This window comes from Streptomyces hirsutus (genome assembly GCF_001418415.1).
Classification (GTDB): domain Bacteria; phylum Actinomycetota; class Actinomycetes; order Streptomycetales; family Streptomycetaceae; genus Streptomyces; species Streptomyces hirsutus.
Window position 1 is genome coordinate 1 of the sequence record NZ_LIQT01000207.1, and the last position, 11,249, is coordinate 11,249.

Below are 11,249 nucleotides of genomic sequence, written 5' to 3' on the forward strand. Positions count from 1 at the left end.
GCTGCTGGCCTGCGACTTCTTTGAGACGGTCACCCTGACCGGGGCACGACTGTACGTGTTCGCCGTGATCGAGCACGCCGGCCGACGGATCCGGATCCTGGGCGCGACCGCGCACCCGACGGCCTCGTGGGTGGCGCAGGCCACGAGGAATCTCGTCATGGACCTGGAGGATGTCAACTGCCGGGCGCGGTTCCTGATCCGGGACCGGGACGGGAAGTTCCCCGCCCTGTTCGACGCGGTCCTCGCCGATGCGGGGATCGAGGTCGTGCTCAGCGGTGTCCGGATGCCGCGGATGAATGCGGTCATGGAACGCTGGGTGCAGACCTGTAGGCGCAAGCTGCTGGACCGGACCTTGGTCTGGGATCAGCGGCATCTGCTCCACGCCCTGCGGGAATTCGAGCGTTTCTACAATGTGCACCGGCCCCATCAGGGCATCGCGAACGCCCGCCCGTTGAACCCGTTGCCCCCGCCGATCGCCGGTCCGGACCAGATCGCCTGCCTCGAGGTACGACGACGCGATCGCCTCGGCGGCCTTCTCCACGAGTACGAGCATGCCGCCTGACCTGCCCGGACGAGGATTTCGGCAAGGGCAGGGTTACCACGACAAGACCACCACCCGGCTGGTCACCGAAGCCGGAGGAACCTGGAGCCGATATGCGCCCGGCGACCACACGCGCTGACAGGAGCGACGTGGCTGCTGTGGTGGGCAAAGCTCCCGGGACCGGCCCGATGTCAGAACCAGGTGGCATGCTCTGCCGCCATGAACAAACAGCAGTTCTGGCAGCTCATTGAGGCAGCCCGCAATCAGGCGTCCAGCCCGAACGACGGCGAAGACGTCGCCCGCCGGGCAACCTCGCAGCTGGCCACGCACCCGGCCGAGGAGATCGTCGCCGCTCAGCAGGTGCTGTGGAGTCTGATGGCAGACTCCTACACGAACCCTCTGTGGGCCGCTGCCTACGTGATCAACGGTGGATGTTCCGACGACGGCTTCGACTACTTCCGTGGCTGGTTGATTGCGCAGGGACGCGAGGCCTTCGAGCGCATAGTCGCTGACCCCGATGCCCTGGCAGAACTGTCCATCGTGCGAGCGTCAGCGGCGGACGGACTCGATCTTGAGTGCGAGGAGGCGCTAAGCATCGTCTGGAACGCACACATCATGGCGACCGGCAAACAACTCCCTGACGATGCGTTCACCATCCGCTACCCGGAGCTGGACCCTACCTGGAACTTCGATTTCGACGACCACAGCGAAATGACTCGCCGACTGCCCCGCTTGGCAGCTCTCTATCTGGAGTGAGCGGAGCTCGTAGTTGCAAGGCAAGGTCAAACAGCGGGCGGCGAGACCCGAACATCACTGTCCGTCACACCTGCAGGGCGCGAACGCATCTCCGCTGACGAATACGCGACACCTCAACATGTGGGCCTACCAGTCCCGAGACCGGACACAGGCCGCACTCTCAAGATCAACTCTATCGCAGGCCTGCCAGAGGACGCACCAGGACCGGCGCCCTCGCAGCCGCCCGGCTCAGGCAACAGCCCCGACCCCGGAGCCGGGCAGGTGCGAAGTCTCCCTGCGCACCGCCCAAAGAGGGGTGCCGGTAAGAACGCTGTCACCAGCCGCAAACGGTGGTGATCTTGCGAGGGTGCCACTTGTGTGGGTGAGTCCGGGGTCGTACAGCTGCACCCCGAATCGGTGTTCCAGCGGTGGCCTTTGGGGGGCTCTCAGTCGGGTCAGTTGCCGTACTCGTACGCGTCGGTGATCAGGTCCATGGACCTGGTGCGCAATTCGTAGCGGGCCCGCAGCCAGGCGGCGGCCCGCTCGGGGTCGACGTCGGTCAGTCCGAAGCGGTCGCAGGCGACGGCCAGCACGTCCTGGACGTCGACAGCCTCGCGGTCCTGGTGCTGCAGGTGCGCCGTGGAGTCACACGTCCGGCTCTGCCAAGTCGACCGGCGAGACGTCGCCGCAGACCAGCCAGTCCACGATCTACCGGCTGGACCCGGCGGACGTGAGCTGAGGCAGACGTCCACACAGCGCGCCAGGGGCCAAGAGTGCACTGGCGCGCTTGCGCTCCCCCTCAGTCCGCGCTTTCGCCCGTGGCCGCGTCCAACGACACCGTCATCGGTTCGCAGCCGTCTCCGTCCGCGTCGGGTGTGCACCGGGTGTCGGTGACGACCACCGACCACACCGCGCGCCACGGACCCGTATGGCCCATGGTCCGCTCGGTGGTGAGCGGACCGACCTCAATCCGCAGCCCGGCCGTGTCGGCACGGATCTTCCTCCGCTCCTCGCGGACGATCTCCTCGGCCCGCCGTGCCGAGATCAGCTTGGCGGGGAGGGGCACATGCGTGGGGCCGAGGTCGACCTGCATCCCGTACACGCGTCCGGCGGGGTTGATCCGTACGTCGAGGCTGCGGGGCATCTCCACGCCCCGCTCCTTGAACCGCCAGGAGGTCACCCAGCCGGAGCCGGCGCTGTCGTGGACCGCTCGGGTGGCGTGCCAGGACGCCGACTCGGCCCAGGCGTAGTGGGCGCGCATGTAGGTGCGGGCGATGCGGTAGGCGTCGGCGGTGCCGTGGGGCGTGCCGGCGCCCGGCACCATGTAACCGACTTTCTCCATGCTTCCCATACCCGCGGTGTTCCCGAAGTCCACGTTCAGTCGGCGTCCTCCGGGCCACATCAGCTCCGCGGGGAACCCGCCCGCGAACTGGATGTTCATCCAGCCGTTGTAGCCGTCGAGGCCGGGGCTGATCCTGACGGCGCCGACCCGGTAGCGGTCGCCGAAGGCCTGGTGTACGGCCCGCTCGGCGGCTACGCGCTCGTCACCGCGGGCGTCCCGCACGGTGGAGCCGTCCATGTGGTTCAGGGTGACGACGGTCCGGCAGACGACCGCCCCGAGCACGGCGAAGACGGCGGTCACGGCCGCGGTGGGCGCGGCCCAGGCCCGCCAGGCGACGCGCCCGCGCAGCAGCACGAGCCCCGCGGCCACGCCCAGCGCACCGCCGCCGGCGTTCATCTCCACGTCGGCGCTGTCGCAGATGCCGCTCACGAACGGGGCCAGCGCCTGGGTGAGTTCGATGAGGACCGGCAGTGCCAGGACGCCGGCTAGCGCGGGCAGCGGTCGGCGCAGGGCGAGCACGCCGAAGAGGCCGAGCGGCACGAACATCGCCAGGTTCCACAGGCCCTGCGTGGTGTACAGCGGCTCGGTGAGGTCGTGGTTGACCACGCACTCGGCACGTCCGGTCGTGCCGCCGCGCAGCGCCAGCGTGACCCCGAGGACTCCGGTGAGACAGAACACCAGCGGCGCCCACCAGCCCGCGCGGGCGATACGGCGCCGGCGCGCCACGTTCCACGCGAGGAGCCCCAGGACGGCGGCCACGGCTGTGAGCTCGGCCAGGAACCATATGTCGTCCCCGAAGACGGCGTTGAACACGTGCTTGCCCATCCCCCGATGTCATGTCCGACGGCCTGGTCAGAGCCTCGAACACCTGATCATTTCTGAGCCTGGAAGCCTAACCGAGATGCGTCGGCGCGAACCTCCGCAGCAGTGCCCGGAGGACGACCACCGACGGGCCCGGCGCGGCGAACGGCCCCTGAGCTGCGGTGCTGTTGTTCACGGACTGCCGTTTGCGGCTGGTGACACGGTTCTTACCGGCACCCCAAGATCCCGTACGTGGTCCGCAACGGCTGGCAGAGCCGAGGCTTAGGACTCCTTACACAATGAACTACCGGGAATGACTGTCTGTCAGAGAGACGTGGGGTGGGGGTGGGGTGCGTGACGGCTTGCGGCCGACCCGACCGGCGACGGTTACTGCGCAGGAGAACTACACGCATGCTGTTCGGTGCCGTTCTCTGATCCCGTTGAGCAGTTCGGGACGGGGAGTGGGGAGGCGGACGGGTGCCAGGTGAGAATCCAGCCGGCGGTAAGCGCCACCGCGCCGCCTGCCAGGGCGATTGCGCCGCCTGTTCCAATGCCTGCGGCCACCGCGCCCAAGCAAACCGGTCCGACGCCCTGTAGCGTCATGCTGCCGGAGCCGAGCAAGCCGAAGGCCTGACCTTGGCCATCCTGCGGCAGGGCGTCCAGGAACGGCCGTTGCAGGCCGAGACCGTAGGCGTATCCGAGGCCGCTGAGCAGCAGCAGACAGGACGAGACGCCCACTCCGGGCTCGGCGGCGAAGCCGAGCAGCGGCAGCCCCGCCAGCGCGATCAACGGGACTACCAGTCGCTCCCGGGCGCGTGGCCGTAGCAGTCGACCCACCAGCAGGTCACCGACAAGCATGCCGACCGGAAGACAGCCCATCAGCACCGCGTACCAGCCGGGCGCGAAGTGGCGTTCTCCCGCGTAGGCGACGATGAGGCCTTCCGCGCCCGCTACGAGCGCGACGGGTAGCCACTGGGCCAGCATCAGTCGTCGCACCGTGCGTCCGCGCAGCAGCAGGCCTGCACCGTGCAGGCTTGCACGGACGGCCCCGCCATCGCCCCCAGCGCTGCCGGGTGTGCCGCCGAACTCCCCCGGCTGCAGCCGGGGGAGCCGGATGCGGATAGCAAGCGCGCAGCCGAGGTAAAGGACGGCACTGACCGCGAGCGCCCGGCGTGGGCCGAGTGCCGCGACGGCCGTACCTCCCAGCGCCAGACCGAACAATTGCGCGCCGGCGCCAGCGATGTTGTTCAGCGAACGGCCCAGTACATAGGCGTCACCCTCCAGCGACTGAGCGACCAGCCGACTCGACGCGCCGTGAAACACCGGTGTGGCGAGGGCGACCAGCGCCACGACACCGAGGCTTGCCGCGATCGGCATCCGCACCAGGGCGAGCAGCAGGGCGGTGGCGCACGTCAAGGCGTAGCCGCCGGTGATGAGCGCGCGGGGCGGCAGTCCGTCGGCCAGTGAGCCCAGCAACAGCGAACCGAACAGCTGCGGGATGAAGCCGATGCCGAAGGCCACTGCGCTCAGCAGCGCGGAGCCGGTGGACGAGAAGACCAGAACCGAGAACGTGGTGATCCGCAGCGCGTCCGCAGTGATCGCGACGGCGCGTGTTGAGAAGAGCAGCCGGAATCGCGGCTCGGCCAGCACCTCCCGGTAGGTGGCACGGTGGTTGCCCTGCGCGGGTTCGGCGGTTGGGGTCATGACGCCCAGCCTCGCCGTGCGCCCACGCCACTCACCAATGATTCGTCGCTGGACGAATCGGAACAGACGTCCTTCGGTAGCATGGCGCGGTGCTGCGCTTCGAAGTCTCCGTCGAGGACATGCTGCGCAGCCGCTTCGCACTGTCGCCCGCGCTGGACCTGTGCTTCCTGCTGGGCTCGCTCGCCGGCCGAGACAGGCCGCTGCCGCGAGCCTGGGCCACCCGGCTCCTGCCGGCCTTTGAACGGCTTCGCCGCGAGAGCGAACTGAACGCCGCCCTCGCCCTGCACACCCCGCAAGGCGGACCGAACTTCGTCGCTCCGCCCCCGCGCGGCCTCAACCAGACCTGGGCAGACGACCTGGCCATGATCCGGGCCACACCGCTGGAAGCGGCCCGCCACGAAATCGCCACCACCGCGACCGGCCCGTCCGCCCGTGATCCCCGCGTACGCGCAGTGCTGGACTCACCGGACGCCGCCTCCAGGATCGCCGAGGCGATGGACCAGGCCTGGCACGAACTGCTCGCCCCGGACTGGCCGCAACTGCGCGCGATCTGTGAGCGCGACATCGTGCACCGGGTGGGGGTGATCGGCGAACACGGATGGGCCACGACCATCGAGAGCCTGCACCCGAGCATCACCTGGCAAGCCGGCGGCATCGAGATCGGCCACTTCCCCCGAGTCGGAACAGTCCGCCTCGCCGGCGACGGGCTCCTGCTGATCCCTTCGGTCTTCGTCGGGCATATCGCCGCCCACCTGGAAGACCCCTGGCCCAGGACCTTGGTCTATCGTGCCCGCGGCACCGCCGCCCTGTGGGGCGAACAAGAGAGCGCCCCCCGACCGGACGCGCTGACCGCTCTGGTCGGCCGGGCCCGAGCCCGGCTGCTGTTGGCACTGGACGCCCCGGCCAGTACCAGCCACCTCGCCCGAAGCCTCGCCATGACACCCGGCGCGGTAGGAGACCACCTCGCCATCCTGCGAGGCGCGGGACTGCTCGTCCGCGGCCGGTCCGGACGGTCGGTGCTCTACCGGCGCACCCCGCTCGGCGAGGCACTGGTCGCCGGTTCGGGCTGAGGGATCAGATCAGCACTGCTTTTGAGGCGCCGCTAGCAGACGATTGCGCGGCCGAGGGTGAGGAAGGCCTGGTGGATGCCGACGCGGATTTCCCAGCGGATACGCGGCCGGCGCAACCAGCGCAGAAGCGCGAAGGCCGCCCGGACCATGATCAATCTCACCGACAGTCGAGGTCGGAGCTCGCCGGAACCCACCCGAGCGACACCGACCCCGATGCCGGGCGATTCTCACAAACGGTCCTTTGCCGGAGCGAGATCAAAAGCGGGCCGCCGGTCGCCCGTTGATCTTCGATCGGTTCTCAGAACTCGTTCTCACGTAAGAGTGGTCCGGACCCCCTTCTGAGACTTGCATTGTCCGAAAATCTGGGGTCATGACGAACCCTCAAGGTCCCCCGGCTGCCGACGCGGACGACGTCGAGCGGCACCCCTGCCCGCGTTGCGGCGTCCAGCCCGGCTCTGCGGGTGCCGGTTATTCATTCATCCTGGTCACGCAGCATGTTGGTACTCGTGAAGGGTTCCGCCGAGTCGATCTCGTCGATGGACTTCCAGGGGGTTGGTCTGTCTGGGATCGGCGATCGGTTCGGGGAGTTGGCGGAGCGGAGCCGCTTGCCCCAGGGCTCGGTGCGGGCGGTGCTCGTTGTAGAAGGTTTCGAACTCGCGGAGCGCGTGCAGGAGGTGGCTCTGGTTCCAGATCAACGTGCGGTCGAGGAGCTCGCGCCGGCAGGTCTGTATCCAGCGCTCCATGAGGGAGTTCATCCGGGGTATCCGGATGCCGGTGGTGACGACCTTCAGGTCGGCGTCGGCCAGCAGGGCGTCGAAGGCGGCTGTGAACTTCGCGTCTCGGTCCCGGATCAGGAACCTGGCCCTGCTGCCCACGTCCTCCAGGTCCATGGCGAGGTTGCGGCCGAGCTGCACGATCCACTCCGCGGTCGGGTGCGCGGTGGCGCCCAGGATCCGGACGCGCCGGCTGGAGTGCTCGATGACGGCGAAGACGTACAGGCGCGCCCCGGTCAAGGTGCGGGTCTCGAAGAGGTCGCAGGCGAGCAGCGCGTCGGCCTGGCTGCGCAGGAAGTCGGCCCAAGTGGTGCTCTGCCGTTCGGGTGCGGGTGGGATGCCGTGCTCGCGGAGGATCTCCCAGACGGTCGAGGCGGCGACCTCGATACCGAGAGCCGCGAGCTCGCCGTGGATCCGGCGATACCCCCACGACGCGTTCTCCCTGGCCAGACGCAGGACCAGGACGCGGATCGAGCGGACGGTGGGCGGGCGCCCACGCCGCTTCGGCGCACAGGTCGCGGCGTGGCGTCGCTTGAGCAGGTTGCGGTGCCACCGCAGGATCGTGTCCGGGCGTACCAGCAGCAGGAGGTGGCGCAGCTTCGCCCTCGGGAGGTGGTGGAGCAGGCCGGCGAGGATGGCGCGATCGGTTTCGGTGAAGGCGGGCTTGCCAACCTGGCGTTGCAGGACCAGCAGTTGGTGTCGGAGCGCAAGGATTTCGATGTCCTTGTCGCGGTCGCTCATCGGCAGCAGGCGCAGGAGTGCCAGGGTGTTGGTCGTGGCGAGGTAGGCCAGGCGCAGCAGCACGACCGATCATGGATGCCGTCCGCCCCTGCCCAGGTGAAGACAGCGGGGCGGCCGACGTCGCATCAGAGAAGGCCGATCAAGGCCGTGGCCTGAGCGGATGATTTATCGGCACCCGCAGTCGCGGGCGTGGCCGGGAACACCCGCGCCCATCGGCGTCGCGGGAACAACGCGGACAGCGCGGCGAACCGGATCCGGTCGGCCGGCTCGTACCGCACCGGACCGGCGAGTTGCCGGCGCAGCACCGCGTTCTCATGCCGCAGCACCAACAACCGGGCAACGACCTGCTGCTGTAGCGCAGTTGCCCGTTGCCAATGCGGTAGCAGTGGTGGTGATCGCCGTTGTGGCCTTGCTGGGCGCCGTTTCCGTGTTGCTGGTAATGCCGGGCGAACTTGAGGCACTCGGAACTGCCGTGACGATTGCCGGTTCCGGGTTCACCTGCCGGTTCCGGGTTCACCCTCGCAGTCAAGATCGCCATTCCGCGTTCGGCCTGACAGCGGAGAGTGCGGGTCCGGTCCTCGTAATGGCGGGCCCGCACACCGCCCCGACGAGTAGCGATGTCGATGCGGCTGCTGGCCCCGACGGTCGGCAGGAGCTCTTCCTGGCACCGGGATCTTGGGGGTACCAACTTGCTCGACCCAGCGGAATTTAACCTTTTCCGGTGGAATCTTCCTTCAGCTGTGCCCTGCCGCTGGCAGATGGAGGCGGGGGACGGGGAATGCCTCCCCTACGTTTCAGTGGTCGGTGTCTTCGGGGTGCGTTTCGGCCTGGGTGGCGGTCGTGGGTTCTGGTGCGGTGGGGGCGGTGTAGTAGACCGAGGCGCCCTGCTTGGTGCGCTGGGCTTGGCTCTTGGCCACGAGCCCTTCGAGGGTGACGCGCACGACCTTGGTCTTGATGTCGCGCTCGGGGTGGGCTTGGCCGAGTGCGGCGGAGATCTCGGCGGCGGAGCGCGGTTCGCTCTGCTCGGCGAGGTGGCGGCGGATGAGGTCGACCAGGGTGGGCCGGGCCGTTTTCGCCGTGCCCGACGCCGTGCCCGCGGACTTTTTGGCGGCGGGCTTCCTTGCCGTCCGCTTGCCGGGGCCGGGGGCTGCTGCTTTCCGGGGAGAGGGCAGGGTGGCACTTTCGGACTCGGCTGCGGGCTGGGCCGGCGCCGGTGTGATGCCGAGTGCCTGCTGCACGCTCATCAGCACGGTGTGGTCCTGCCGCAGGGCAGTCAACCGCTCCCGAAGGGCTGTGATTTCCGCCTCGATGCGCTCCTGCTCCGTGATGTTGCGCTCGAGGTCGCCGGTCACCTGGGCAAGGTATTGCGACGTCAGTTCTGTGGTGGGGGCCTGGGTTTTTGGCATGACGGGGCCTTTCGTCGGTTCACCGGCCACGCCGCCCCAATGGGTCGGTGCGTGCGCGCGTGGTCGGGGAGCGGGCTGTCCGTGGACTGGGCTGTGCGGGACCGCAGGAAGCTGCGGCCTGCGCCAGCGTAGACCCGGCCGCCGTGAGGGGAACCGGATGTTCCTGCCGAGAGATGCCCGCCCCTGGCCCTTCAAGGGGTTGAGCAGTCGTCCGCCGGCCGGTGTCAGTGTCCTGTCCGGGGTGCTGACGGCAGTTGCCAGAAGATCTCGTCGGTTTCCCAGTCGTGCTGCCAGCCGGCCAAGGTCTGCGATGCCGCCAGCCGGTCGAGGAGTTCCGCGGTCTGTTGCGGTGAGTGGCCGCACAGGCGGGCGAGGGCGCTCATGTCGCCTCTCTCCGTGCTGCCCGAGGTGTGTGAGGCCAGAGCAAGCGCGGTCAGACGCACGGCGGGAGGCAGTCCGGCCGGCACGGTGAGCGGTACGGGGTGCAGCGCCCACTGCGCGGCACGGGCCCGCGCCCGGCTGTCCGGCTGCGGAAAGAGGGCCGCGGTGTCCAGCAGATGCACCGCCACCTGCGGGTGCCTGCCTGCCGTGCGGCGCAGCCAGTTGGCGTATTCCAGTTCCTCCCACAGCTCGCCGCGGCCGCACAGCCGCATGCCGCGCAACAGGCCACCGGGCAGCCGGACGTGGCCACTGGGGTCGGCGCGCAGGGCGCACTGCAGGGCGAGCAGGCGGGCGGCGGGGGAGGTGGACTGGGGGACAGCCGCCGCCAGGTGGGCGAGCGTTGCCCGCACGTGGCCGCGTTCGGCCGGGCCGCCCAGAGGGGCAGGGCTGCATTTGGGGCGCCTGGGCCGGCGGGAGGCGAGCAGGGTGTCGGGGACGACGGCCGTGCGGCTGGTGGCGGCCGCGCAGGCCGTGCAGGCGTCGGCAAGCCGCCAGGCGCGGCCGCTGCGGTCGAGGGTGAGGGCGAGCAGGACCGGTCCGGCGCATCCGCGGTGGCGCGGATGCCATGAGCATCCCTGTTCGCGGCACTGGCAGGTGCGCAGATGTCCCGGCAGCGCACCGGCACGTGCGTGACGGGCCAGATGCGCCAGGGCGGCGGACCGCGCGGAGGTGGTCTTGAGGGGAGGGGTGTGCATGGTGCAGTGGGCGCAGACCAGACTCGGGCCGCCCGCCCGTGCACGCAGCTCAACCGTCCAGATGCGCCGCACCGCGGCATGCGCGCCGGCAAGCCTCATCGGCCCGTGCCCTCCTGTCTGTCCCCGCGGTCATGGGGATGCTCCAGTCGCAGGCCCCAAGGGCGCCCACCCGGCAGGGCTGATTCCTGCTCGTGAACGTCACCCTTGCCCCAGAAGATAGTGCAGAAGTCTGCACTGACAGGGCAGGGTTCTGCACCGTCGGATGGTCGAGTGACGATTTTGCCGCCCGACCCCGACCTCACCACACTGCGCATCACACTGGCACGGCTGAGGAACGAGCGCGGCTGGACCTTCGACGAACTCGCCCGCCGCAGCGGCCTGGCCCGGCGCACCCTCATCGACCTCGAACACGGCCGCACCACCGGCAGCCTCACCACCTGGCACGCCCTCGCTCACACCTTCGACGTCCCGTTCGAGGAACTGCTGGGCACCCTCTGCGACGACCACACCCTGCCCGGCACACCAGAACCCTGACCAACCCGCGCTCCCGCACACTGCCAGGCTGCGAATCACCCGAACCGGCGAACACGCATCGAACACTTCGACGCCGACTGGATCAGGCGTCCGGTGTCATTGGGCCGTGCGGGGGACACTGCTGTGTTTCTCCCGATCCGTGCGGGGTGTCGCCTGGCACGGTCCCCGCCATGCGCCCCCACACCCCCTCCGCCGACTGCCACTGGGACGGCAGCCGACGCACCACACATCCGCGCCGCCCGCTGCGGGTGGCCGCCACCAGCCCCAGCCGCCTGCTGCGCGCCGGCCAGAGCGGCCGCTGTGGCCGGTGCGGCCACCACATCGACTGGTACCAGCGCACCGACCACCGGCCCATCGCCCTGCACCCGGCGGAAGTCGCCACCACCGGCGTCCCCGAAGCCTGCCGCTGGCACCTGAGCGGCGGCATCGCCCACCCCCACGGCGACGGCAGCGGCTGGTGCCGCCT

General features: G+C 69.5%; 11 protein-coding genes and 1 pseudogene. 5 read left to right on the plus strand and 7 right to left on the minus strand.

What is annotated here, in order from left to right; all coding sequences use genetic code 11:
* Positions 1-562: integrase core domain-containing protein (locus AOK11_RS16660; RefSeq protein WP_157869380.1), on the plus strand; the 562-nt coding region annotated here is incomplete at its 5' end.
* A gap of 198 nt (positions 563-760) precedes the next feature.
* Entirely contained in the window at positions 761-1,297 is a 537-nt protein-coding gene (locus AOK11_RS16665) for a DUF4240 domain-containing protein (protein ID WP_055594512.1), read from the plus strand.
* Positions 1,298-1,731: 434 nt separating this feature from the next.
* Here the strand turns inward: AOK11_RS16665 and AOK11_RS42885 are convergent, their stop codons facing one another.
* The 3 genes from AOK11_RS42885 to AOK11_RS16675 all read right to left on the minus strand — a co-directional run bounded on the left by AOK11_RS42885 (position 1,732) and on the right by AOK11_RS16675 (position 5,123).
* On the minus strand, positions 1,732-1,869 hold the full coding sequence (locus tag AOK11_RS42885) for a hypothetical protein (protein WP_157869381.1): 138 nt from the start codon (positions 1,867-1,869) through the stop codon (positions 1,732-1,734).
* A gap of 206 nt (positions 1,870-2,075) precedes the next feature.
* Entirely contained in the window at positions 2,076-3,443 is a 1,368-nt protein-coding gene (locus tag AOK11_RS16670) for a VanZ family protein (protein ID WP_079034895.1), read from the minus strand.
* 363 nt (positions 3,444-3,806) lie between these two features.
* Positions 3,807-5,123 carry an MFS transporter gene (locus AOK11_RS16675; protein ID WP_055594513.1) on the minus strand — a complete coding sequence of 439 codons (1,317 nt, stop codon included), beginning with the start codon at positions 5,121-5,123 and terminating at the stop codon, positions 3,807-3,809.
* A gap of 89 nt (positions 5,124-5,212) precedes the next feature.
* Between AOK11_RS16675 and AOK11_RS16680 the strand changes: the two genes are divergently transcribed.
* On the plus strand, positions 5,213-6,193 hold the full coding sequence (locus AOK11_RS16680; RefSeq protein WP_055594514.1) for a winged helix-turn-helix domain-containing protein: 981 nt from the start codon (positions 5,213-5,215) through the stop codon (positions 6,191-6,193).
* A gap of 485 nt (positions 6,194-6,678) precedes the next feature.
* On the opposite strand, the gene AOK11_RS16690 is transcribed toward AOK11_RS16680, so the two are convergent.
* The 4 genes and pseudogenes from AOK11_RS16690 to AOK11_RS16705 all read right to left on the minus strand — a co-directional run bounded on the left by AOK11_RS16690 (position 6,679) and on the right by AOK11_RS16705 (position 10,348).
* Positions 6,679-7,770 (minus strand): integrase core domain-containing protein, encoded by a 1,092-nt coding sequence (locus AOK11_RS16690; protein ID WP_055594515.1) that lies wholly within the window; start codon positions 7,768-7,770, stop codon positions 6,679-6,681.
* Positions 7,771-7,886: 116 nt separating this feature from the next.
* Positions 7,887-8,045: pseudogene (locus AOK11_RS45005) on the minus strand (integrase core domain-containing protein); the annotation flags it as partial.
* A gap of 456 nt (positions 8,046-8,501) precedes the next feature.
* Entirely contained in the window at positions 8,502-9,059 is a 558-nt protein-coding gene (locus AOK11_RS16700) for a hypothetical protein (RefSeq protein ID WP_338058930.1), read from the minus strand.
* Between the two features lie 278 nt (positions 9,060-9,337).
* Positions 9,338-10,348, minus strand: a complete 1,011-nt coding sequence (locus tag AOK11_RS16705) for a hypothetical protein (RefSeq protein ID WP_055594518.1) — start codon at positions 10,346-10,348, stop codon at positions 9,338-9,340.
* 171 nt (positions 10,349-10,519) lie between these two features.
* On the opposite strand from AOK11_RS16705, the gene AOK11_RS16710 reads away from it, so the two are divergent.
* On the plus strand, positions 10,520-10,783 hold the full coding sequence (locus AOK11_RS16710; RefSeq protein WP_055594519.1) for a helix-turn-helix transcriptional regulator: 264 nt from the start codon (positions 10,520-10,522) through the stop codon (positions 10,781-10,783).
* Positions 10,784-10,953: 170 nt separating this feature from the next.
* On the plus strand, positions 10,954-11,249 hold a 296-nt coding region (locus AOK11_RS16715), incomplete at its 3' end, for a DUF6083 domain-containing protein (RefSeq protein WP_240497374.1).